The organism is Lentilactobacillus hilgardii (assembly GCF_009832765.1).
GTDB lineage: Bacteria > Bacillota > Bacilli > Lactobacillales > Lactobacillaceae > Lentilactobacillus > Lentilactobacillus hilgardii.
On the sequence record NZ_CP047121.1, the window covers coordinates 1640044 to 1663293 of the forward strand.

The following is a 23250-nucleotide window of genomic DNA, read 5'->3' on the forward strand; positions in this document are numbered from 1 at the left end:
AAATGTCATGCAACGAGAACGGCGAATTAAGCGTGATCCCAAAGTTAAACTCAGATGGATAATTATCTTGCTGATTTTTATTCTGGGTTTTACAACATTTATCATTATCCATCAGGCCGAAAAGCCGATGGCAACTGCACGAAGTCAGACGATTTCGATTGCAAAAAAATACGCTGATTTAAAATCAGCAAATACCTTTTACTCGGCTAACCTTGGTAAAACTTACTATTCGATTGCCGGTAAGACTAATAAAAACAAGCCGGTGTATGTCATCGTTGCTAAAAAGGGTGGTAATGTAACGGTTGTTAATCAACGTGCAGGATTAAGCGAAACCCAGATTAGAAATCGGATTCAACAATTAAAACGGCCAAAGAAGATTAACAATGTCGGCTTAACGCTGATTAACAACAAGCCTTACTGGGTTATCAGTTACATTAACTCCAGTAACAATTTGTGCTTTGCGACTTTGAATTTTAAATCAGGGTCAGTTAAAAAGTTGATTGAAAATATTTAGACGTAGATTATGAAAGGGAAAAAACAATGAAATTTTCAAATCGGGCAATGCAAGTTAAGCCTTCGGCAACGGTTGGCGTGTCAAATAGAGCCAAAGCAATGATCAGAAATGGGATTGACGTTATTAACTTAGGCATTGGGGAACCAGATTTTACTACTCCAAAAGTTATTGCGGCTGCTGCAATTGATGCCATTCAGCATGGTAAGACCAGCTTTTATACGCCTGCAAGCGGATTGCCCGAACTAAAAAGGGCAATTGCCGACCGAATTCAAGCAGATTATCATGTTAATTACGCGCCTGAACAAATTAGTGTAGCTAATGGTGCCAAGATGGCTCTTTACGTCATCATGCAGGCATTGGTTGACAACGGGGATGAAGTCTTAATGCCCAAACCCAGTTGGGTTAGTTACGGTCAGCAAGTCTCACTGGCAGGTGGGACACCAATCCTTGTTGACACAAATGCCGAATTTAAGATCACAACGGATAGCTTGAATAGGGTTGTTAATGATCATACACGGCTTCTGGTGATTAATTCACCCCAGAATCCAACCGGAACTGTCTATTCAAAAGCAGAGTTACAAACAATTGGCCAGTGGGCGGTTGATCATCATATTCTTTTAATTGCCGATGACATTTACGGAAAACTGGTCTATAACGAAACCAAATTTTATTCACTGATTCAATGTGGTAAACAAATTGCGGAATCCACTATTCTAGTAAACGGTGTTTCCAAGGCTTACTCAATGACCGGCTGGCGAATTGGATACGTGGCTGCTGTTCCCGAAATTATCAGCAAAATCAATGCGATTCTTTCACATTCAACCGGGAATCCGGCTACAGTTAGCCAATACGCTGCAATTGCAGCATTTAGATCCGATCAAACAGAAGTTGAAACAATGCGTCAGGCGTTTGAAAAACGTTTAAATACAATTTATCCATTATTGCAACAAGTACCGGGTTTTCATATTGAACAAAAACCGGAAGGGGCATTTTATCTCTTTCCAAACGTTGAAGAGGCCATGAACATTGTTGGTGTCGACACATCATCACAATTAGTTGAACTCCTTTTGAATGAAGCTCACGTTGCCGTTGTGGACGGTGGTGCTTTTGGTATGCCCGGTTACTTAAGATTAAGTTATGCAACCGGCATGGAAGACCTAAAGATTGCCGTTAAACGTATTAACACGTTTATGACCCATTATTTAGAAAAAAAAGTATCTGGAGGAATTTCCATTGAGACAAATTAACATGATTGACGCACCTAAATACGTCAATGAAAAAGTAAAGATTGGTGTTTGGCTCACCAATAAACGATCAAGCGGGAAAATTGCTTTTTTACAGTTACGAGACGGAACTGCTTATTTTCAAGGCGTCGTGGTTAAAAATAACGTTTCTGAGGAAACCTTTGAACTGGCAAAAGAAGTTAAGCAGGAAACCAGTATGTGGATTACCGGTATTATTCATGAAGACAACCGATCACATTTTGGTTATGAAATTGAAGTTGAATCTATCGAGGTTGTCAGTGAGTCACATGAGTATCCCATCACGCCCAAAGAGCACGGTGTCGACTTCTTAATGGATCATCGTCATCTTTGGCTTCGTTCAAGTCGGCCACATGCCGTTATGCGTATTCGAAATGAAGTCATCAAAGCAACTTATGACTTCTTCAATGATGAAGGTTTCATCAAAATTGATGCGCCAATTTTAACTGGCAGCGCTCCTGAAGGTACAACCGATCTTTTCCATACGACATATTTTGATAAAGACGCTTATCTTTCCCAAAGTGGTCAACTGTATGAAGAGGCAGGTGCTGAAGCCTTTGGCAAGGTCTTCTCATTTGGTCCGACTTTTCGTGCTGAAAAGTCTAAGACTCGCCGTCATTTAATTGAATTCTGGATGATCGAGCCTGAAATGGCTTTCATGCACCAAGAAGAAAGCTTAGATATTCAGGAACGCTATATTGCTTACCTTGTTCAACGTGTCATTGATAATTGTCAAATGGAACTCAAGACACTCGGTCGTGATATTGAAACACTAAAGAAATATACAATCCTTCCTTATCCACGAATCAGTTATGATGAAGCCATTGACCTCTTAAAGAAAAATGATTTCGATCTTGACTGGGGCGTAGATTTTGGCTCACCGGAAGAAACTTTCTTAGCCGATCAATTTGACCAACCCGTGTTTGTTTTGAACTATCCGAAAGCTATTAAGCCATTCTACATGAAGCCGCACCCAACCCGTGACGATGTTGTCATCTGTGCTGATTTACTTGCACCTGAAGGCTATGGTGAAATCATCGGCGGCTCCGAACGGGCTGTTGATTACGATTACCTTTACGATCAAATCGTTAAGGCCGGCTTAGATCCTAAGGAATATTCATGGTATCTTGATCTACGTAAATACGGCAGTGTGCCTCACTCAGGATTCGGTTTGGGGCTGGAAAGGGCGCTTACTTGGATTACCGGTGAAGATCACGTCCGCGAAGCCATTGCGTTCCCACGATTGCTTAACCGAATTTATCCATAATGATGTCGCATAAAGAGGTGAGTCAACTTGGATAGGTATGCACACGATGTGCTTCAATACGGACAGACGACTATTACGAATCTTTTGTTGAAAAATTATCGCAAGATAGGGATGTCCAATGAAGAGCTGCTTCTTTATATTTTAATCAAACGCAACCGGACCTTAATTGTCCCGATGCCTGAAATTGATGGTCTAACGGCTTTAACAGGGTATAGCAAACAACAACTTTTTGAGATCTTTCATCAGATGATTCAAAAAAAGCTGGCCAAAATTACTCAGGTTAATGTTGATAATCAGCAGGTCGATGCCTATGACTTTAATTCATTATATGAAAAATTATCGCTTGTTGAACAAGCAGATTCCACTGATACCAGTGAAGAAAAGGAACCCATTCCGTCAACTGAACCACAGGTCAGTGATCAGCAAAGACAAGAGATGTTTGAAAGCATTGAGAAAGAGTTTGGCAGAACACTTTCACCGTTAGAAATGGAATCTATTAGTCAGTGGATTGATTTGGATCACTATTCTCCTAAAATGGTTGAATTAGCTTTAAAAGAAGCCGTTTTAAGTCAAGTATATAATCTTAAATATATGGATCGTATTTTAAGAAATTGGGAAAAGCGACACTTGAAAACAGCCCAACAAATCGAGGAATACAATCGAAATCGTACTCGAAATAATTCAGAAACTGAGGAACCTTATAAAGGTCCTAAAATTCCATTTGTCGATATTACTAATCCTAATAAAGATAAATAGGGTTTATGACACAAATAGAGGTCCAGCCATTGGCTGGACCTCTATTTGTATTGACCTATTATTGATCATTTACATCATTGTTATTCGAGTCAGGCGAATTACTATCTTGGTTATTTGAAGAATCAGAGGTTGAACCACCACCATCACTTGAGGAACCCGTTCCCGGATTATTATCCGTTGAAGATGAACTGGTACTGGAACTGCTATTGTCCGTACCATCACCAGACGACGAACCACTACCGCTTGGTTGCTGTGTTGTTGGTGCGGTTTGTGAAGATTCTGTTGAACTGCCCCGATTTTCTTCATTGCTTCTAGGCGACGTCGTAATCGTCCCGTTTGAGCTCGAACTACTTTCTACTGAGTAACTCCCAGCAGCTGTCGTAGTATTATCCGTGACAGTCCCGGGATACCCGGCAACGTAATATTCAGTGTTACCGCCACGATTAGTGGCCACAACGTCACTCGGCTGTGTCCAATCACTATTAGGCTTGTTTTGAGAAACATAGGACATAACCGACTTATAAATCTGCTGAGAAATTTCACTTTGTGGCTGTGTGATATACGAATTTGCTTTAAACTGATGATCATATCCTGTCCAAATTGCCAACGCATAATTTTTAGTATAACCGGAGAACCATGCATCCATTGATGAATTTGCAGGAACTTTATTTAAATAGTCATCAGGATACTGAGTTGTTCCTGTTTTACCAGCTTCGTACAACCCGGAAATCTTTGCGGTGGTTCCCGAACCGTCAGAATCAGTCATAACACCCTTTAACATATTGGTTATCATAAATGCAGTTGCGGGCGACATTGCACGTTTTCCCTTTGGATGGAACCGTTTAGTAACGCCATTTGCTTGGACAATACGATTGATAATATAAGGCTTGTAGTAAGTACCGCCATTTGAAAACGCAGCGTAGGATGCAGCAAGCTGTTCAGAAGAAATATATAACCCGATACCATTTTGAAGACTCAACGTTTTCTTAAATGGCATGCCCAACTTTTTCAGAAAAGTAGTGGCCTTGGAAATACCCACATTTTCCAAAGTTCGAATAGCAGGAATATTTCTAGATTCAACGATTGCCTTACGCATGGTTATTGTTCCTTGATATTTATCGTCAAAATCCATCACGTTTTTGTCAGTTCCGGGATAAACATAAGGGGTATCTTTCACTGGCTGATAGGTAGGATATTTAAGATACTCAATTGCAGGGCCATAATCCATAATCGGCTTGGCAGTCGACCCGGAAGAACGACCGGTTTGAACGGCTCGATTAAGGCCAAACGCTACTTTGGTTTTGCGACTGCCTTGCATTGCCATTACTTTACCATTGTTAACGTTAACCAATGTTGCCCCGACCTGGAACCGGTTATTGGGGTAAACAATACTTGGATCATTATTTGAAACTTTATATAGTTTCTTTTGAGCATTCATATTTAAATTCGTGTAGACTTTCAACCCACTGTTAGCTTTGTACCCTTTGGCTTTTAGTTCTTCCAAGGTTTGTTTTAAATAGGAGTCAATGTATTTCGACGTTTTGGCGGATCCACTCGTTTGGGTATGCGTCTTCGCCAAACCGCTTTTTACACTGGTATTCTTGGCGCGTTGAGCTTGAGCGGAAGTAATGGCTTTATTTTTAACCATTGCGTTCAAGACTTCATTTCGACGCTCGGTTGCGTATTTGGGATAAATGTAAGGATTATAATATTTTGGAGATTGCGGCATCCCAGCAAGCAACGCTAATTGCGGCAGTGTTAAGTGACCCAATGTTTTATTGTAATAAAACTCGGCACCGGTCTGCATACCGTACACACCATTTCCCATATATACTTTATTAATATAGAATTCAAGGATCTGGGATTTGGAGTAGCGATTTTCAACTTGAATTGCAAGCCAGGCTTCTTGAGCTTTTCGTTTCAATGTTCGATCACTTGCCGCGGTTGAAAAGACCGAAAGCTTAACCAACTGCTGGGTTAATGTACTGCCACCTTGCATGCCTAACGATGAACCGGTCAAATTGGAGAGGGCCGCGCCAACAATACGAATTGGATCAACACCATGATGTTTATAAAAGCGTCGATCTTCAATTGAGACCACCGCTTGTTTCAGAGTACCTGGTATTTTATTTGATTTGACATAATCTCGATTTTGACTTCCCAGCCGTGAAATAACTTTTCCATTTGTATCATAAATTTGAGTGGAATTATCGCTTGAAAGTGCGGATTGAGTGATCCGGGGTGAACTGGATGCGTAATAAGCAAATAAACCGGCTCCAAACAAAATTAAAAGTAAAAATAGACTGAGTACAATCTTGATAAAGCGTTTAAACGGGCCCTTCTTTTTTTTCTTGGTGAATTGTCGACCTCGTCTCATATTCGCTCGTGAATTCTGAGGATTATTCTGTGACATAGATTTCTCCTTCGTGATTATTCAATGATCGAATCGACCGCACGTAGATAGGGGAGTAGTGGGTTAATTTGATAAGGAACAGCAACACCGATTTCTTCAATAGTTTTTCGCGGAATTGACTTCCGCCCACCGACTTGCTGCTGATCCCAATAGTCGATTAGATCCGTTGCCTTAAGTAGGAAAACGGATTGATCATTGACAAATTTGATAATAGCAAAACAAATGCCTCTTTGCTTTAAGCATTCCCGCATATGTTCAACTTGATGTTTATGAAAATTTTTTAAAGGAAACGACGTTTTGTTCTTCGTTTCCTTGGCATCAAAATCAATGTAATGGCCTTGATAAACACCATTATAATCAGTTGTTGATGCTTTTCGAAAATAAGCCTCCTTAATTCTTGCGGCACTTCGTTTGGGATAGTCTACCGACACAATTTGGATTGGGGTAGGTTTCTTGTGAATCACCGCAATTTCATTATTTAAATAAAATTTATTACTTTCGTTAAGTTCAGCTTCAAGCGTCATTCCACGATTAGAAAAATCAATTGAATCATTATGTGACTGCTCGAAGCCGGACTGACGATGGAATTGATGACCATCTGGGTATTTAATTGTCATAAAACAAACTCCCTTTTAACATCAATATGTACATTGTACTGCAATTTCATTTAAAATAGTTTTAATAATGATATTATAGCAAGTGAGTATGTGATTGAAAAATGTTTTATGAATGGGTGATATTGTGAGCCGTCTATGGATAACCGGCTATCGAAGCTACGAACTGGGCATGTTTAAAGATGATGATCCAAAACGCAAAGTCATTGATTACGTATTGACAAACGAACTCAGACAGGCGATCATTAACGGTACGGACTGGATAATTTCAGGCGGTCAACTCGGAGTGGAGCAGTGGGCTTTGGAGGCTGCCAATCATTTAAAGAGTGAGTATCCGGATGAATTCCAGACTTCAATGATGCTACCTTTTGCAGAATTTGGCAATAATTGGAATGAAAAAAACCAACTGAAATTGCAGAAACTAAGACAATCAGTTGATTTTTCTGCGTCTGTTAGCCAACAGCCATACCATTCTCCGCAACAGTTAAGAAATTATCAAGAATTCATGTTAAATCATACGGATCAAGTGATCATGATATATGATTTAGATAATCCAGGAAAATCGCAGTACGATTTCGATAAAATTAAAAAATTTGCAGATAGTCATCCGTATCCATACAGACTGATCACATTTGATGATCTCCAAAATGCTGCAGATGAGTATCAAGAAAACCAAAATAATAGTTTTCAAGATGATTAATATATGATATCATTTTAGTGGTTTGTTGCAAATTAAGACGAGGTGTAACCAATAAAATGGAAAACATTAACTATACTCCAAAAGATATCCTCCAAAAAGAGTTTCGACAAAAGATGCGTGGGTATGATCCAAATGATGTTGACAGCTTCTTAGATAATATTATTAAAGACTATGAAGCCTTTAATAAACAATTACAGGAGCTAAGTGACGAAAATGATCGGTTGAAAGTTCAGGTTGATGAATTAAATAAACAACTTGCTGTTTCTGGTAACCAACCGATGCCAACAACCGGTGCAGCTAATCCGACACCAAGTCGGCAGACTGCCAGCCAGCCGATGTCCAGTGCAACGAACATGGACATTCTTAAACGCTTGTCAAACTTGGAACGACGGGTATTCGGATCGCAACTTGATAGTGGCTCAAATGAGTCGCATCGGTTGTAATTAGTTAACTTGTTGATTAACTTCAGTGCAGATCCTCAGTAATTGCGGTCGGCTTTATGCCGGCTGAGGAAAGTCCATTCTCGCACAGGCTGCGATGCCTGTAGTGTTCGTGCTCGGTGAAAAAATAAGCCGGGGAACTCTTTTTAAGAGTTACGGCGGATTCCAAGCTAAGGCTTAGCTATGCGGCAGAATCCTTAAGGTGCCACAGTGACGAATGTCCTGAGAAATCTCGACAGTGGAACGCGGTAAACCCCTCGAGCGGGAAACCCAAACTTTGGTAGGGGAGCTTCACACACGGTAATTGAACCAAGTGTGGGGGAGAAATAGGTTCTATTTCTCAGATAGATAATTACTACTTCCTAATTTGTTCCTGGAAGTTAGGAAGCACAAAACATGGCTTATAGGGATTTGCACTAAACAGGAAAAAGACGGGAGCTTGCTCCTGTCTTTTTTAATATCTTCATAAAAAAACAATTCTTAGCCAATGTTTATTGTTGAAATACGGTATGATAGTCATGTGAAGTATTGAAAATGAATCATCATGTATATTATTAACGAGTATCACCCTGGAACTTTATTAAACAAATAACGTATAACAGGACGGAATTAAAGAATGATTAAGTTTTAGAAACCAAAAAAGATAAGCGAGAGTGAATAAGTTGAAATTTAATTTAGTTGCGACATGTGCCGCCGGAATAGAAGCTTTGGTAGGTAAAGAATTACGAAATCTGGGTTATGATACCCAAGTTGAAAATGGCCGAGTTCGTTTTTCCGGAGACGAAAAAGATATTATTAAGACTAATCTCTGGCTACGGACTGCTGATCGAATCAAAATTATTGTTGATGAGTTCGATGCTCAGACATTCGATGATTTGTTTGAAGCCACCGCTGCCAATCAGTGGGATAAACTATTACCAATGGATGCTGAATTCCCGGTTGAAGGTCGTTCACGCAATTCTAAACTACATAGTGTTCCTGATGTTCAAGCAATTGTTAAAAAGGCGATTGTAAACTCCTTGAGTACATCCTATCATCGTCACACCCGGTTACCAGAAACGGGTGCGAAATTCCCCTTGGAAATTGCAATAAACAAGGATCGTGCGATGTTAACTTTGGACACAACCGGTTCAAGTCTATTTAAGCGGGGTTACAGAGTTGAAAAGGGCCCGGCACCGCTAAAGGAAAATATGGCTGCAGCTTTAATTTTACTGACTAGCTGGTATCCTGATATGCCGTTTATCGATCCAATGTGTGGTTCTGGAACCATCCCAATTGAAGCGGCATTAATTGGTAGAAATATCGCACCTGGATTTAACCGTGATTTCATTTGTGAAAAGTGGCCTTGGATTGATGCGGATATGGTTCAGAATGTGCGTGACGAAGCTGATTCAAAAGCAGATTACGATCGAGAATTGGATATTTCTGCTAGCGATATAGACGGTAATATGGTCGAAATTTCAAAAAGAAACGCTGAAGAAGTTGGGCTTCTGGATGATATTCACTTTAAACAGCTGGCAGTCGCTGATTTTAAAACCGATAAAGTTAACGGTGTCATGATTGCAAATCCACCTTATGGTGAACGGATGAGTGAAAAAGATCAGGTCCACGATTTATATAAGCAAATGGGCAAAGCATTTAAGCCGCTTTCAAGCTGGTCCAAATACTTCTTAACCTCTGATCTCGAATTTGAAAAATATTACGGAGAAAAGGCTACCAAACGACGAAAATTATATAATGGTGCTCTAAGGACGGACTATTTTCAATATTGGGGTAAAAAAGTTCGGAATATGAATAGTTTATCTAACTATTAAGGTCATTTAAAACTTTATTTATGTTAAAATAAGAACTATTGGCAGAAAGAAGTGAGTGAATGCAAAAAAGAATTGCTGTTATCGGCGGTGGCATCATTGGAGCTACAGCAGCCTTTTACCTTGGTTACTTGGATCAGACCCAATCATTATCGGTCACACTGTTTGACGATGACTTGGGGCAAGCGACAAAAGCCGCTTCCGGGATCATTTCTCCCTGGTTATCCAAACGCCGAAATAAACGTTGGTATACTTTGGCAAAAGAGGGCGCGGCTTTTTACAGAAAGTTAGTAACAGATGCTAACCTCGGGACAAACGTTTACCAACAAACCGGAACCATTGTGACTCGAAAAGACCCAAATGATCTTGACAGCCTTTTTCAAGAAGCTGAAATAAAGCTCCGTCACACACCGGCAATGCGGTCAGTGGCCCTTCTTTCCTCTCAAGACGTCGGTAAGCGTCTCCCATTTTTAACCAACCCGCCTGCAGGCATCTTGGTCGAGGGTGGTGCTAAGATTGATGGCTTGCATTTCGTTGAAGCTCTATTGGATCAGGCACAAAAGAGACATGTTGAAATAAGCCGGCAGCGCGTCTTTTTTGATGAAAGTGGCAAATTAAGGACATCAAAAGGGCTAGAGTCATTTGATAAAATTATTATTGCGACTGGTGCTTGGATGAAAGGGACCCTAAAGCCGCTTAATTACTTGGTTAAAGTTCGACCGCAAAAGGGGCAACTAATCGATTTAACAATTAAATCAAAACACTATGGGGGCCATTTACCTGTTTTAATGCCCGAGAGCAGTTCTGATATTATTCCATTCGAACACGACAAGTTGGTTGTGGGTGCAACCCATGAAAACGATGGTGGATTTGATCTAAAACCCACTAGTGAAGCGCGTAATCGTTTACTTACAAATGCGAAGGCGTTCGATCAACATCTTCAGATGGATCAAATCGACCGCGTTCGTGTTGGTACAAGAGCGTATACCGACGATTTCGCGCCGTTCTTTGGACATCTACCAGATAACCCAAACATTTTACTTGGAGGGGGTCTGGGCTCATCTGGGCTCACAACAGGGCCACTTATCGGATACTTTCTGGCAAGGGCTGTCGTTGAAGACCAGTTAGGTGTTTGGGATAAATATACCAAGCCGATCAGTCACTATATTATTTAGCATGGAGAGCTTGCATGGCAAGGTTATGAGCACCATGATTTTGAGTATCGGGAATCCATGTGTTAATAACAGTTGTAAAATGATTCTGCAATGTAATCAGTTGTTCTGTTTGTGTTTCAAAGTGTTTGGCATACGCTTTATTCAAACTGTCAATCACGATTTTGCTATCTGTATAGTAGAAAACAAACTCGGCTGGATCGATTCCCAGGCCAATTAATTTTTGAAATCCACCAATGGCTGCTTCAAATTCGGCATGATGATTATCCATCGACACAATTTTTTGGTTAAGCTGAACCTGATGGCCGTTTTGGATGATTAAAATGCCAATAGCAGCCTTACCGGATTGCTGATTAACCGCCGCATCCGTATATAATTTAATCATTTATATGCACCACTTTCTTTGTTAAGGAGTCTTATTAATGATAACGCAAAAACGACACTTCTTTTACCAGCCAAGCCCATTAAGCAGCATTATTTGTTGGAGCTGGACATTACTTATCTTTTTTATTGGTGTGATTATCTGGCTAGAAATCACCCATTTTCAATGGATTACGTTATTCTTCTTTGTCTTGTTTGCCTTTCTAACTTGGGCAGAAATTCATTTTAGAAACATTAAAGTCTATGATAACCAACTCATTGTTAGTCGAATAACCAATCCCCACTGGTTGGTCATTGACTTGGCTAAGATTTCACATGTGACAACATCAAAGTATCAACTGGGGTTCGTTGCAAACACCAAAATTTATAGTTTCATTTTGCCGGCTAATTCAGTCATCGAGGTTAATGAATTAATCTCAAAAAAATAATTTTTCAAACCATACTATGGTGAGAGTCGAGGAGGACTTTTAAATGATGAAAAGTGATGTTGAAATTTCCCAAGAAGCTAAAATGGCACCTATCACTACGATTACCGATCAGTTAGGGATTAACCAGGATAATCTTGAACAATACGGTAAATATAAAACAAAAGTTAACTTTAACCCGTCAGATGCGTGTCAAGACGGCAAGTTAATTTTAGTGACTTCTATTAACCCAACTGCTGCCGGAGAAGGTAAAACAACGGTGACAATTGGGTTGGGCGATGCTTTCACCGAACTACATAAAAACGTTGTGCTTGCTTTAAGAGAACCTTCTTTAGGACCAGTCATGGGTATGAAGGGTGGTGCAACTGGTGGCGGTTACGCACAGGTTGTCCCAATGGAGGATATTAATCTTCACTTTACAGGTGACTTTGATGCCCTCACCGAAGCCCACAATACATTGGCTGCTCTAATTGACAATCATATTCAACATGGAAACCAATTGAATATTGATCCACGACAAATTGTTTGGAAACGAGTACTGGATGTCAATGATCGCGAATTACGACAAGTTGTTATCGGATTAGGGGGGCGAACTTCCGGTGTACCACGTCAAGACGGTTTTGATATCACAGTTGCCAGTGAACTAATGGCTATTTTATGTCTGGCAACCAGTTTGCAGGATTTAAAACACCGAATCAGTAAAATATTAATCGGCTACACATATGATAGAAAACCTGTCTATGTTTCTGATCTACACGTCGAAGGCGCCCTGACTTTATTGCTTAAAGACGCGATCAAACCTAATTTGGTTCAAACATTGGAACATACGCCTGCATTCATTCATGGTGGTCCGTTTGCCAATATAGCTCATGGCTGCAACAGTATTTTAGCTACCAAAGCTGCACTGACTTATGGTGATTATGCTATTACAGAAGCAGGCTTCGGTTCAGACCTTGGTGCCGAAAAGTTCATGGATATTGTGACACCTCGATTAAATAAAACACCGGATTGTGTTGTTGTTGTCGCAACTGTTCGTGCATTGAAACTAAATGGCGGTGCTGATAAGAAAGAATTAAACGTTGAGAATCTTGACGCACTAAAAAAGGGTGTCATAAATCTAAAACGTCACGTTGAGGGCATGCAACAATATGGGAAACCGGTTATTGTAGCAATCAACAAATTTGCCAGCGATTCCAAGGACGAGTTAACTTACTTATCAAACTATGTACAAAACGACTTGAAGGTTACCGGTGAAATTATTAATAGTTGGGCAGAGGGTGGTAAGGGCGCCGTTGATCTTGCCCAAAAAGTGATTGCTGCCTGCGACAATTCTGATAAGTTTCACGAACTTTATGATCATGAAAATTCGAGTGTTTTAGAAAAAATGACAGCCATTGTCACTCGAATTTACGGCGGTTCAACTGTTGAACTTTCTCGAAAAGCAAAAAATGAATTAAAACGCATTGAAAAAATGGGTTATGGTAATTTACCGGTTTGCATGGCAAAAACACAATATTCTTTCACCGATAATGCAAAAGAATTGGGAGCTCCGGAAAACTTTACAATACACGTATCGGATCTACAGCTTAAATTAGGGGCTGGCTTTATTGTTGCACTTACTGGTAAAATATTAACGATGCCCGGCCTGCCAAGTCATCCGGCGGCATTGGACATGGATATTGATGAGAATGGCCGAATTACAGGACTATTCTAAAAGGAGATTTTTATTTGCCAGTTATATATATCATCGGCATTCTATTGTTGATCGGCCTTGATCAGCTTGTTAAACACTGGGTCGTTAGCACATTAGCGCTTGGGCAATCGTCTTCGGTAGTCCCAGGCGTTTTGTCGATTACTCGGATCAACAATACTGGTGCTGCCTGGAGCATTTTATCAGGACATCAACTTGTTTTTGTATTGATTGCAATTGTTGCTGCAATTCTAATCGGTTATTTCTTGGTTCGCTATTGGCCAAATCTGTGGTATCGTTTTGGATTAAGCCTTTTACTTGCCGGCACAATCGGCAATGTCATTGATAGAATTGTTAATAACCACGTGGTTGATATGTTTCAATTAGATTTTATAAATTTTCCAATTTTTAATTGTGCTGATATGTACTTAACAGTCGGTATTTTGATTATTGGATTTGCGATTATTAAAGAGAAATAGAATGAGGGACAAAACAGATTGCCTAAAAAATTTAAAATAACAGATGAATTGGGGCGCTTGGATAAAATTGTCAGTATGCTGGATCCTGAAATCAGTCGATCAAGAGCGAAGAAGATGATTGAGGATGGTGACATTATTGTCAACGATTCAAAAAAGAAACCGAAATACGAAACAAAAGCTTCGGACACCCTTTTAATTAAAGATGTTAAACCTGAAACTGTGAGCATTAAACCGGAAAATATGCCACTTGACATTGTTTACGAAGATGAAGATGTCATTGTTGTTAATAAACCTCAAGGAATGGTTGTTCATCCGTCAGCCGGTCATCCGAATCACACCCTGGTTAATGCGTTATTGTTCCACAGTCCATTATCATCCATTAATGGTGAATATCGCCCCGGAATAGTCCATCGCATAGACAAAGATACATCCGGACTATTAATGGTTGCAAAAAACGACATGGCCCATAAGGCGCTGTCCAAGCAATTAAAAGCTAAGAAAAATCTGCGAAAATACGTTGCACTGGTTCATGGACGAATTAAAGAGGACTCTGGTGTTATAAAAGCACCAATTGCCCGTTCACCAAAAGACCGAAAGAAACAAGCTATTGTTGCTGATGGCCGACCTGCCATTACCCATTTTGAGGTAATGGAACGATTTCAAGATTACACATTAATTGAATGTCGCTTAGAAACAGGTCGGACACATCAAATCCGAGTTCACATGCAATATATTGGTCATCCGATTGTTGGCGATCCTTTATATGGTCCAAAGAAAACAATTAAGGGCCATGGGCAATTCTTACATGCTCAGGAATTAGGCTTTGAACATCCGAGGACCCATCAATTAATGATATTTTCGGCACCGATTCCAGAAATTTTCGAAAAAACACTTCGAACACTGAGAGTGAATAATTTACTTGAATCTTGACAACTTGGATTTACTCCCATATTCTGGAATGGATAAGCAATAAAACAACGGGATTCAATAAAAACAGAACTATTTAAGGAGAATTTAGTGATGGGCAAGATAATTTTAGACAAAATGGCCATGCAACGTGCATTAACGCGAATAACTTATGAAATTGTTGAAAAAAATAAGGGTGTTGAAGATCTTGTTCTGATTGGCATTAAAACAAGAGGAATCTTTTTAGCAAATCGAATTGCGGACCGACTTCAACAGTTGGAAAACGTAACAATTCCGGTTGGCGAACTTGATATTACAAATTATCGTGATGATATCGAACATGATTCAACAAGTAGTGACGTTAAAATGTCAAATAACAAAATTGATTTTTCCGTTGAAGGAAAACGAGTCATTTTAGTCGATGATGTTCTATATACTGGAAGAACAGTCAGGGCAGCATTATCAGCTGTCATGGATTTAGGTCGGCCAAAAAGTATCAATTTAGCCGTTCTTGTTGATCGAGGTCACCGTGAATTACCAATTCGCGCTGATTTCGTTGGTAAAAATATTCCAAGTTCGCAAAAGGAAAAAATTAAAGTATATGTATCAGAAATTGATGACAAGGACGCAGTTGAACTCATTAAGTGATCCTTATCCTGGTAGTGAGGAGTCAACATGACGCAAAGATATTTGATATTGGAAGACGGCTCCGCATATGCGGGCAAAGCCTTCGGATCACTCGCCACAACGACGGGTGAACTTGTTGCTAACTCAACAATGAACGGTTATCAAGAGATTATCTCCAATCAAATTTACCATAACCAAATCATTGTATTCACACAAACTTCAATTGGTAATACAGGGCTCGCACAAAATGCGTACGAGTCCGTTTTGCCGACCGCTAAAGGTGTCATCGTCCGTGAATATGAAAACCTGGCAACGGATCATTTTAAGCGTATTTCTCTGGACAGATATTTAAAGAGACATAAGATTCCCGGAATATATGACGTTGATACTCGCCAGATTAGGCGACATCTTCAACAAAAAGGAAATATGAAGGCCAGTATCGTTGATGTGGCAGATGAACATGCATTTGACCAACTGCATGCAACTGTGCTGACAAATCAACAGGTAGCCCAAGTGGCGACGCCAAAACCATATCCCAACCCTGATGAAGGCGCTAACGTTATCGTCGTAGATTTTGGCTTAAAAAGCGGTATCCTTAGAGAATTATCCAAAAGAGATTGCAATATCACCGTTGTACCATGGAACTCTACAAGTGAAACAATTCTTGATTTAGATCCTGATGGTGTTGTCTTATCAACCGGACCAGGTGCACCAGGAAATTTGCCGGAATCTGTTTTACAAATGATACGCGAGGTACAAACGCAGGTACCGTTATTTGGAATTGGCTTGGGCCATGAACTCTTTGCCATGGCAAATGGTGCAAAAATCAGTCAATTACGGGTAGAACATCATGGAAGTAATCATCCAATCCGTGAAATTATCACAAACGAAATCTTCTTCTCGGGACAAGAGCAGGGATACGCCGTTGATTCAAAATCTATTGACCACGCAAAATTATTCATTACTCATATTGATTTGGTAAATGGAACGGTTCAAGGACTTCGACACCGTGATTATCCTGCATTCTCTGTTCAGTTTTCACCAGATGGTGCCCCGGGTCCGAAAGATAGTGTTGGTTTGTTTGATGATTTCACAGAATTTATGGCAAGAAGAAGGGACAACAATGGCGACGAATATTAAAAAGCTCCTTTTGCTTGGCGGTGGGCCAACAAACATCGGTCACGAAAATGAATTGGATGCCGCAGCATATGAACGCCTTTCAGCAATTAAAAAGACTGGTGCACAGGTTATTTACGTTGACAACAATCCATTTTCGTTTGCCAGTGAAGAAGTTCAGCCCGCCGACGTTTATGTTCAAGAAGTTAATTTTCAAAATGTCGTTAACATTATTGAAAAAGAAAAACCGGATGCAATCATGCCTAAAATTGGTGGTTTAAATGCCATGCAGGTGGCTTGGCAGCTTGAAGAAAGCGATGTGTTGGCTAACAATAACATCCAGTTAGTGGGAATTCGCCCAATCGATCTCAAAAAGGTTTTGGATAATCAACAACTTCGCGAATTGTTGGATGAAACAGGCGAACCAATCATTGCCTCAAAGATTGTTGCTAGTGATGACGAGGCAATGGATTTTGTTCGTGATGTTGGTTTCCCGGTGATTGTAAAACCATTATCTGCGAGCCATGACACAAGCCGGTTTATTTGTAACAATACCGATGAAATGGAAGATGCGCTGGAAATTAGTTTTAAGCGAACTTATATTAAGCGGGTTTCGATTGAACAAAGCATCGTTGGTTATAAAGAAATTGAAATGGTTGCGATCCGAGACGAAAATGGTAATAAGCTATTAATTTCCGGGCTCGAAGATATGGATCCAATCGGTATTCATTCTGGAGACTCAATTATTTTTGCACCAACACAAACCTTGATCAATCAAGAATATCAGTCACTAAGAACCGCCACGTTTAGAATTATGGATGCGATCAACATCACAGGAACTTGTCACATACAATTTGCACAAAGTCGTACAGACTCAAATTATTTTGTGACGAAAGTCAGCCCCTTCTTTACCAGAAATGCGCTTTTAGCCGCAAAATCAACTGGGTATCCATTGTCATATGTATCTACGTTACTAGAAATGGGATACGCGTTGCCAGAAATAAAACTGCCTGAAAAATACAGTAAGTATCTACCATTTATGGAACCAACAATGGATCATGTTGTCGTTAGAATTCCTTTATGGCCGTTCAGGGATATTCCGGACGTGGATCAGCATCTTAACACATTAATGAAATCTGTTGGATCAACAATTGGAATTGGGCGAACAGTTGAAGAAGCTATCATGAAAGCCATGCATAGTTCACAATTTTCACCTCGAGATATATTGCCAAGTGTGTCCAAAATAAGTGACGATGATGTTATTAATCAATTAATCCATCCTTTAGCCAGTCGAATCCTAGTTCTGATGGAAGCAATCAGAAGGGGATTCTCTATTGATGAATTATCTGAATTAACCAAAATTGATCGATTTTATTTTTACAAAATGAACCAACTTTTACGTGCCCAGGATTTTGTAATCAATAATCCACTTTCACCAACGGCCGTTGAAGTTGGTCATAAATATGGTTTTGGTGATGGAATGCTTGCTGAATTATGGAATGTCAATATTTCTACAATTGAAAGAATGAACAGAAATTCGAAGACAAAAGTCACTTTTAAAGAAGTGGAACCGAGTGCTGGGGAGTTTTTGGAGGCCACAAACGTTTTTTATAGCAGTTATGAACTGGAGAACGAAAGTCAGCCATGTGTTGGAAAAACTGCGTTGATTATCGGTCGCGGCGGGAATCAATTAGGACCAAATGCAGCTGCTGATTACTATACAGCTCAGGTTTTAGATACCGCACATAAAGCAGGATACAAGACCATTATTATGAATACAAATCCGAATGCTATTTCGCTTGCACCTGCACTTAGTGATAAACAATATATTGAACCTATTCAACTTGGTAATATTCTAAATATCGTTAATTTAGAAAAACCGGATATTATTTTTCTCCCGGGGAACCGCCATTACCTTTCTAAAAAACTAAAAGAATTTGCAGACTTGAATATCGTTGTACTACCGCCAGATCAGAAAGTTGCTAAATACAATCAAAGAAAAGCTACTGATGCTGTTGATCTTTTTATTGATCATGACCGAATATTGCCTATTACAACTATTTCTTTCTATACAAACAGCCATCGAACAGAGCTGCGATATATCAATGATTATCAACAGCCAATGAATCATTGGCAAAAAGAAGAGCAGAAGTTAATTGGTTTGGCCATTAATAAAATCGATACCAGTCAATGGCAAGGGCTAGTTCAAGTGCTATTTAATAGAATCGATGACCAATCAGGTTATCAATTTGCTGGCATTCGACCAATTCGAATTACAGAATCTGCTTTCTTAAATAAGACAACCGGTATTAATTGGATAGATGCACTTGTAAAAAAGTATTTAGGTATACTGGATATTGACCAGCTATCTGAATATTATCAACCTGGTACTCACAAACGTTATGCGATGATGGAAGCAGTCTTTCCATTCAAAGAATTACAATCAAATCGAAAAGATGGAACCTCTACCCAAGAGGTTGGATCATCGCTTTCTTTTAAAAACATCGAATCTTAAGAGTTGATTTTTCAAGCAAAAAACCGAAACTGATCTTCGCATTTAGAACGGAAGATTGCTTCGGCTTTTTATGTCAAATTATTTAGTTGTTTGCGATAATTTATTAATCAGTTTTTCGTCAGGGGTTACCAATAATGTCTGTTGATTATCGTAGATAACATACCCAGGCTTTGTCCCGTTGGGCTTACGAACATTTTTGACCTTTGTATAATCAACTGGCACCTTGGATGAATCATGTGCCTTTGAAAAATAAGCGGCAAGATTGGCGGCTTCATCAATAGTCGTTTGTGACGGATCGAAGCTTCTGATAATAACATGTGAACCAGGGATATTCTTGGTGTGAAGCCACGTTTCCCGTTTGTCTGCCGTATGCATTGTTAACCGTTCATTTTGCAAATTATTTTTACCCACCAAAATTTCGGTTCCATCAGTTGAGACAAACTTTTCCGGTTTATTGATCTTTTGACGTTTATTTTTTTTCTTCTTGTGTTGCTCATGATCCCTTAGATAATGTCCCTGCTCCAGTTCATAACGAATATCAACCAAATCTTCGGGCTTAGCTAACTCAATTTGAGATTGAATATTCTCAAAATAATCGATTTCTTCTTGTGTTAAGCTGATTTGTTCGTTCAAAAATTTAACGGCACTCTTCAATTTTTGATATCGCTTAAAGTATTTTTGCGCATTTTCTGAAGGAGACTGTTGATTTGAAAGCTTGATTTTAAGTGGGGCATTGTTTTCATAATAATTTGGCAGTTCAATTGACGTCATGCCTCTATCAACTTTGTTAAGGTAGGTTGTAAGGATTTCTCCCTTAATGCGATACTCATCTGCGTTTTCTGTTTCCTGAAGATCATGCTTTAAACGCTTTAACTTTGTCCGATTCTTCTTTAATTGTTTTTTAACAACTTGAATTAAGACGGCTCCTTGTTCACGAACCCGATCACGTTGGGCACGCGTAGCAAAATAGGCATCTAAAAGTTCACTTAAACTTGCATAATGATCATTTTTATCTGTATCTGGATAAGGAAATGCGGTAAAATTGATCTTGTTATTACCAATATGGCTCAAGGTTGGGACTGCCGCATTAAACTTTGTAAAGAAACTCTCGAAGTTTTTCTCAACTTCAGTATTTTTGTGAAGGGTATTTGCTAACGCAGAAGCTGTGTCTTTGCCCAGCCCCTGAAGAGTCTTTTGGAGGCTTCCGGCCAAAACGTCAACATTAGGGTAATCTTTAATCAATTGCTTAACATCATCAAAAGATGTTTTAGTAAAGGGGTTCTGCAAATTTTGCTTAGGAGGATTGATATAAGTTGCCCCGGGCAATAACAGGCGATACCGGTTAACATCAGAACCAACATGTTTAATTGCGTCAATAATTTTATTATCCGGTTGGTTGACTAAAACAATATTGCTATGGCGTGCCATAATTTCAACAATTAGATTAAGCTTTGTTTGATCTCCCAATTCATTTCGGCCTGTAAAGCCAAAATGAAGCACACGATCATTTTCCAGCTGATTAACTTCGGTTAAAATAGCACCATTTAAGTGTTTTCGCATAATCATTGCGAAGTTTGTTGGCACTGCCGGATTCACATAAGGGATTTTGGTTACCTGAACCCTGGCGTAAGTTGGGTTGGCTGAAAGAAGTAACTGGTGGTTCTTCCCATGCGCTCTGATCGTTAAAATTAATTCGTTAGAATATGGTTGGTTAATTCTGCTTACCCGTCCAGTTTGGAGCAGGTCCGCTAGTTCTTGTTTCATTGAATGGATAAAGGATCCGTCGAATGACATCGTATCACTCACTTTCGTATATATAGCAATTACTAGTATACCTCACTTTATAAGCCGATGCTAAGGATAGTGTGTATAATGAACTATTGTCCCCGTTTCTTGAAAAAGCCTTTATAGCGAATATAACAACCTTTAGAGATTCATTTAAATGTTCATACTTTTTTGTAAGTCATTATCAAATAGCGTATACTATTTTTTCGGAGGTCTTTTCAGAATGAAAGATATTCTTGTTGCTTTAAATTCTGCTGCTAAAAATCATAATGCCAGGTTAATGAAAATTACGAAAGCAGAAAACCTGACTATTTCAGAATGGAAGCTTCTCAACCATGTTATTGATGGTCACTCAACTCAAGAAACACTATCTGCAGTGACTAAATTGGACATTTCAACTTTATCAAGGCAGCTTAAACGACTGGTTGTCAAGGAAATGTTGTCAAAAACAGCTGTTGGAAAAGATAAACGACAGCTCATTTATAGCGTAACGGAAAAAGGAACAAAATCCAGTCAGAATGTTGAGCAAAAGGTTGAAGACCTCCAGAATCAAGTATTTAGTCATTGGACTAATGAAGAAAAAAATCTTTTAAAAATATTGATCAATCGTTTGGAACAAAGTCTTGATAGAATTTAGTTGAGCAGGTGAATTTAATGAAAATTGCGATAGTCACTGACAGTACAGCTTATCTGACTAAGGCAGAAGAAGAAAAATATCACATCAATGTTGTCCCAATACCAGTCATTATTGATGGCCATGAATACCAAGAGGGCGTTGATCTGACCACTGAGGACTTTTACGACAAATTGAAGAATTCGAATTCATTTCCAAGTACCTCCCAAGCTCCAATGGGTGAAATGATGAATTTATATAATTCTCTTGCGGATAAAGGCTACGATACCGTTATAAGTATCCATTTGGCCAGTACCATTTCAGGATTCTATCAATCCGTTGAGAATTTAGCACCTCAAATTGATCGTATCAAAGTCATTCCTTATGATTCCAAAATTACGGTTAAATTAATGGGCTATTTGGCAATCCAGGCCAGCAAGATGGCAAGTCTTGGTAGAGAGCCACAAGCAATTATTAAGTACTTAGACGGTCTAAGAGCAACCATCGACGAACTATTTGTGGTTGATGATCTACAAAACTTGGTTCGGGGTGGTCGTTTATCTAATGCTTCTGCATTTATTGGTGGCATTTTAAAAATTAAACCATTACTTACTTTTGATGATAAAAGTAACGAAATCGTTGCTTTTGATAAGGTTCGATCACGAAAGAAAGCATTAAAACGAGTTGAGGAATTATTTGCTCAGGCGCAACAAAAAGCCAATTATCCATTAAGAGCTTTAGTGATTAATGGTCATGATCCAAAAGCCGGTGAAGAATGGACGGAAAAGATTCATGGATTGTATCCGAATATGCCAATTGAACAAAGCTACTTCGGTCCCGTTGTTGGGACACACCTTGGGGACAAAGCTTTGGCACTCGCATGGCTTCGCGACTTTGAAAAAGATCAACTATAAAGTAAAACGTAAAACTTAACGATTATTGTAACAATCACGAAAATGTTCGGATAATATTGAACGAAGTGATTGTTTTTTTTATCCAATATGATACACTTTAATAGTCGTAAAAAATATGGGGTAGGAAACAATGCGTTAAGTGTTGAAGGGACGGAATGTGACCTTCGAACGAAAACCAATCGGCTTCGACTTGCTGATTGGTTGCGGTGTTGTTTTCGCATTCGCCATTTTATTTAGTTCGTTTTTTTCTAAATATTGGTGAGCTCCTTTCGGGAGATGTCATTATTATGAAGTCATTGTCGTTAGGTTTTCATAAGCTTCGGACGTTAGATATTGCGGTGTTATCACTATTGCTGGCACTGGGACTCATTATTGACCGGTTTACCGTTGGTACAAAATCAATTCAAATTGGATTTGGTTTCGTTATTATAGCTTTGGCTAGTTATTTATACGGTCCGGTTTGGGCCTCAGCTGTTGCAGCACTTTCCGATATCATCGGAACACTAATTTCTGGTGGCGTTTATAACCCTGGATTCACAATTTCCGCAATTTTTGGGGCTGCCATATATGGTCTTTTTTTCTATAACCAAGAGATCACCTGGACAAAGGTAATCGTTTCTCAGCTGATTATTGCAGTGTTTGTAAACACTGTTTTAAACACACTTTGGTTGACTCTGATGTATAATACTCCGTTCATCGCGCTTTTACCGGCACGACTGCTAAAAGAGATTATTGTCACGCCACTGCAAATTGCGATTATTTACTTTGTCTTTAATTCGGCTCAATTCGAGCGCATTAAGAACAAGTTAATAGGTTAATTTAACCGGCGCGTCTACAATTATCTTTTGTA

General features: G+C 39.3%; 22 protein-coding genes, 1 other RNA gene and 1 riboswitch. Of the genes, 19 read left to right on the forward strand and 4 right to left on the reverse strand.

Translation table 11 applies throughout. The features are described 5' to 3' along the window. Window positions 1-7 precede the first annotated feature (7 nt). The 4 genes from GQR93_RS07640 to GQR93_RS07655 are packed head-to-tail and all read left to right on the forward strand — an operon-like array spanning window position 8 to window position 3799. Entirely contained in the window at window positions 8-514 is a 507-nt protein-coding gene (locus GQR93_RS07640; protein WP_003553993.1) for a cell wall elongation regulator TseB-like domain-containing protein, read from the forward strand. Window positions 515-540: 26 nt separating this feature from the next. Next, window positions 541-1761 (forward strand): pyridoxal phosphate-dependent aminotransferase, encoded by a 1221-nt coding sequence (locus GQR93_RS07645; protein ID WP_003553994.1) that lies wholly within the window; start codon window positions 541-543, stop codon window positions 1759-1761. A gap of 1 nt (window position 1762) precedes the next feature. Then, complete coding sequence (asnS, locus tag GQR93_RS07650) at window positions 1763-3043, forward strand: asparagine--tRNA ligase (RefSeq protein ID WP_003553996.1); 1281 nt, start codon at window positions 1763-1765, stop codon at window positions 3041-3043. Between the two features lie 27 nt (window positions 3044-3070). Continuing rightward, window positions 3071-3799, forward strand: coding sequence for a DnaD domain-containing protein (locus GQR93_RS07655; RefSeq protein WP_003553998.1), 729 nt, complete (start codon window positions 3071-3073; stop codon window positions 3797-3799). Between the two features lie 58 nt (window positions 3800-3857). On the opposite strand, the gene GQR93_RS07660 is transcribed toward GQR93_RS07655, so the two are convergent. Further along, on the reverse strand, window positions 3858-6212 hold the full coding sequence (locus GQR93_RS07660) for a PBP1A family penicillin-binding protein (RefSeq protein ID WP_159298738.1): 2355 nt from the start codon (window positions 6210-6212) through the stop codon (window positions 3858-3860). A 17-nt stretch (window positions 6213-6229) separates the two neighbouring features. Then, window positions 6230-6829: a Holliday junction resolvase RecU gene (recU, locus tag GQR93_RS07665; protein WP_003554001.1), complete on the reverse strand. Its 600-nt coding sequence runs from the start codon at window positions 6827-6829 to the stop codon at window positions 6230-6232. Between the two features lie 124 nt (window positions 6830-6953). Between recU and GQR93_RS07670 the strand changes: the two genes are divergently transcribed. The 5 genes from GQR93_RS07670 to GQR93_RS07690 all read left to right on the forward strand — a co-directional run bounded on the left by GQR93_RS07670 (window position 6954) and on the right by GQR93_RS07690 (window position 10952). Further along, on the forward strand, window positions 6954-7526 hold the full coding sequence (locus GQR93_RS07670) for a DUF1273 domain-containing protein (RefSeq protein ID WP_187117472.1): 573 nt from the start codon (window positions 6954-6956) through the stop codon (window positions 7524-7526). Between the two features lie 56 nt (window positions 7527-7582). After that, window positions 7583-7969 (forward strand): cell division regulator GpsB, encoded by a 387-nt coding sequence (gene gpsB / locus GQR93_RS07675; RefSeq protein ID WP_003554005.1) that lies wholly within the window; start codon window positions 7583-7585, stop codon window positions 7967-7969. Between the two features lie 30 nt (window positions 7970-7999). Then, window positions 8000-8375, forward strand: an RNA gene (rnpB, locus tag GQR93_RS07680) — RNase P RNA component class B. Between the two features lie 244 nt (window positions 8376-8619). Continuing rightward, window positions 8620-9780 carry a THUMP domain-containing class I SAM-dependent RNA methyltransferase gene (locus GQR93_RS07685; protein WP_003554007.1) on the forward strand — a complete coding sequence of 387 codons (1161 nt, stop codon included), beginning with the start codon at window positions 8620-8622 and terminating at the stop codon, window positions 9778-9780. Window positions 9781-9839: 59 nt separating this feature from the next. Next, window positions 9840-10952, forward strand: a complete 1113-nt coding sequence (locus GQR93_RS07690; protein WP_003554008.1) for an NAD(P)/FAD-dependent oxidoreductase — start codon at window positions 9840-9842, stop codon at window positions 10950-10952. Here the strand turns inward: GQR93_RS07690 and GQR93_RS07695 are convergent. Next, the gene (locus GQR93_RS07695) at window positions 10945-11334 is read right to left on the reverse strand and encodes a ribonuclease HI family protein (RefSeq protein ID WP_003554011.1); all 390 of its coding nucleotides are present in this window, start codon (window positions 11332-11334) and stop codon (window positions 10945-10947) included. The two genes, GQR93_RS07690 and GQR93_RS07695, sit on opposite strands and share 8 nt — an antisense overlap. A gap of 37 nt (window positions 11335-11371) precedes the next feature. On the opposite strand from GQR93_RS07695, the gene GQR93_RS07700 reads away from it, so the two are divergent. From GQR93_RS07700 to GQR93_RS07730, 7 genes are all read left to right on the forward strand, one after another. Beyond that, entirely contained in the window at window positions 11372-11758 is a 387-nt protein-coding gene (locus tag GQR93_RS07700; protein WP_003554013.1) for an EbsA family protein, read from the forward strand. Window positions 11759-11804: 46 nt separating this feature from the next. Continuing rightward, window positions 11805-13469 carry a formate--tetrahydrofolate ligase gene (locus tag GQR93_RS07705; RefSeq protein WP_035444832.1) on the forward strand — a complete coding sequence of 555 codons (1665 nt, stop codon included), beginning with the start codon at window positions 11805-11807 and terminating at the stop codon, window positions 13467-13469. 14 nt (window positions 13470-13483) lie between these two features. Next, window positions 13484-13924, forward strand: a complete 441-nt coding sequence (gene lspA / locus GQR93_RS07710) for a signal peptidase II (protein ID WP_003554017.1) — start codon at window positions 13484-13486, stop codon at window positions 13922-13924. A gap of 18 nt (window positions 13925-13942) precedes the next feature. After that, complete coding sequence (locus tag GQR93_RS07715; protein WP_003554019.1) at window positions 13943-14854, forward strand: RluA family pseudouridine synthase; 912 nt, start codon at window positions 13943-13945, stop codon at window positions 14852-14854. Window positions 14855-14944: 90 nt separating this feature from the next. Further along, window positions 14945-15478 carry a bifunctional pyr operon transcriptional regulator/uracil phosphoribosyltransferase PyrR gene (gene pyrR, locus GQR93_RS07720; protein WP_003554020.1) on the forward strand — a complete coding sequence of 178 codons (534 nt, stop codon included), beginning with the start codon at window positions 14945-14947 and terminating at the stop codon, window positions 15476-15478. 27 nt (window positions 15479-15505) lie between these two features. Then, entirely contained in the window at window positions 15506-16597 is a 1092-nt protein-coding gene (locus GQR93_RS07725; protein ID WP_003554022.1) for a carbamoyl phosphate synthase small subunit, read from the forward strand. Beyond that, on the forward strand, window positions 16581-19088 hold the full coding sequence (locus GQR93_RS07730) for a carbamoyl phosphate synthase preATP-grasp domain-containing protein (protein WP_003554024.1): 2508 nt from the start codon (window positions 16581-16583) through the stop codon (window positions 19086-19088). The genes GQR93_RS07725 and GQR93_RS07730 overlap by 17 nt, the downstream gene beginning before the upstream one ends. A 78-nt stretch (window positions 19089-19166) precedes the next feature. Here the strand turns inward: GQR93_RS07730 and GQR93_RS07735 are convergent, their stop codons facing one another. Then, window positions 19167-20882: an Rqc2 family fibronectin-binding protein gene (locus GQR93_RS07735; RefSeq protein WP_003554026.1), complete on the reverse strand. Its 1716-nt coding sequence runs from the start codon at window positions 20880-20882 to the stop codon at window positions 19167-19169. Window positions 20883-21096: 214 nt separating this feature from the next. Between GQR93_RS07735 and GQR93_RS07740 the strand changes: the two genes are divergently transcribed. The 3 genes from GQR93_RS07740 to GQR93_RS07750 all read left to right on the forward strand — a co-directional run bounded on the left by GQR93_RS07740 (window position 21097) and on the right by GQR93_RS07750 (window position 23218). Then, window positions 21097-21510, forward strand: a complete 414-nt coding sequence (locus GQR93_RS07740; RefSeq protein ID WP_003554028.1) for a MarR family winged helix-turn-helix transcriptional regulator — start codon at window positions 21097-21099, stop codon at window positions 21508-21510. Window positions 21511-21527: 17 nt separating this feature from the next. After that, on the forward strand, window positions 21528-22400 hold the full coding sequence (locus GQR93_RS07745) for a DegV family protein (protein ID WP_003554030.1): 873 nt from the start codon (window positions 21528-21530) through the stop codon (window positions 22398-22400). A 114-nt stretch (window positions 22401-22514) separates the two neighbouring features. Next, a riboswitch (THF riboswitch) is annotated at window positions 22515-22629 on the forward strand. Between the two features lie 58 nt (window positions 22630-22687). After that, the gene (locus GQR93_RS07750) at window positions 22688-23218 is read left to right on the forward strand and encodes a folate family ECF transporter S component (protein WP_003554032.1); all 531 of its coding nucleotides are present in this window, start codon (window positions 22688-22690) and stop codon (window positions 23216-23218) included. Window positions 23219-23250 lie beyond the last annotated feature (32 nt).

Coding starts and splice junctions, on each gene's coding strand:
- asnS (WP_003553996.1), top strand. CDS start 1,763: ATGATTGACGCACCTAAATACGTCAATGAAAAAGTAAAGATTGGTGTT.
- gpsB (WP_003554005.1), top strand. CDS start 7,583: ATGGAAAACATTAACTATACTCCAAAAGATATCCTCCAAAAAGAGTTT.
- GQR93_RS07640 (WP_003553993.1), top strand. CDS start 8: ATGCAACGAGAACGGCGAATTAAGCGTGATCCCAAAGTTAAACTCAGA.
- GQR93_RS07725 (WP_003554022.1), top strand. CDS start 15,506: ATGACGCAAAGATATTTGATATTGGAAGACGGCTCCGCATATGCGGGC.
- GQR93_RS07645 (WP_003553994.1), top strand. CDS start 541: ATGAAATTTTCAAATCGGGCAATGCAAGTTAAGCCTTCGGCAACGGTT.
- GQR93_RS07745 (WP_003554030.1), top strand. CDS start 21,528: ATGAAAATTGCGATAGTCACTGACAGTACAGCTTATCTGACTAAGGCA.
- GQR93_RS07695 (WP_003554011.1), bottom strand. CDS start 11,334: ATGATTAAATTATATACGGATGCGGCGGTTAATCAGCAATCCGGTAAG.
- GQR93_RS07705 (WP_035444832.1), top strand. CDS start 11,805: ATGAAAAGTGATGTTGAAATTTCCCAAGAAGCTAAAATGGCACCTATC.
- GQR93_RS07660 (WP_159298738.1), bottom strand. CDS start 6,212: ATGTCACAGAATAATCCTCAGAATTCACGAGCGAATATGAGACGAGGT.
- GQR93_RS07750 (WP_003554032.1), top strand. CDS start 22,688: ATGAAGTCATTGTCGTTAGGTTTTCATAAGCTTCGGACGTTAGATATT.
- pyrR (WP_003554020.1), top strand. CDS start 14,945: ATGGGCAAGATAATTTTAGACAAAATGGCCATGCAACGTGCATTAACG.
- GQR93_RS07735 (WP_003554026.1), bottom strand. CDS start 20,882: ATGTCATTCGACGGATCCTTTATCCATTCAATGAAACAAGAACTAGCG.
- GQR93_RS07700 (WP_003554013.1), top strand. CDS start 11,372: ATGATAACGCAAAAACGACACTTCTTTTACCAGCCAAGCCCATTAAGC.
- GQR93_RS07730 (WP_003554024.1), top strand. CDS start 16,581: ATGGCGACGAATATTAAAAAGCTCCTTTTGCTTGGCGGTGGGCCAACA.
- recU (WP_003554001.1), bottom strand. CDS start 6,829: ATGACAATTAAATACCCAGATGGTCATCAATTCCATCGTCAGTCCGGC.
- GQR93_RS07690 (WP_003554008.1), top strand. CDS start 9,840: ATGCAAAAAAGAATTGCTGTTATCGGCGGTGGCATCATTGGAGCTACA.
- GQR93_RS07740 (WP_003554028.1), top strand. CDS start 21,097: ATGAAAGATATTCTTGTTGCTTTAAATTCTGCTGCTAAAAATCATAAT.